The 262-nt window shown below is 61.8% G+C and carries 1 pseudogene; it reads right to left on the reverse strand.

Features of this window, described 5'->3' with window-relative positions:
* Window positions 1–262, reverse strand: a pseudogene (locus ACPYOJ_RS35700) (lipoyl synthase); the annotation flags it as partial.

The following is a 262-nucleotide window of genomic DNA, read 5'->3' on the forward strand; positions in this document are numbered from 1 at the left end:
GTCGACTGACGTGATGACGACGTGGCTGAGGCCCATCTGCTTGACGGCCTTGGCGACATTTTCCGGCTCGGCCATATCGAGCGCGTTCGGCTTGCAGGTGGCGACATTGCAGAAGGCGCAGGCGCGCGTGCAGATCTCGCCCATGATCATGAAGGCGGCGTGCTTCTTGTCCCAACATTCGCCGATGTTCGGGCAGCCCGCTTCCTCGCAGACGGTGACGAGCTTATGCTCCTTCACGATCGAGCGGGTTTCGGCATAGCCC

It is taken from the genome of Rhizobium sp. SVR5-9E (genome assembly GCF_056755095.1).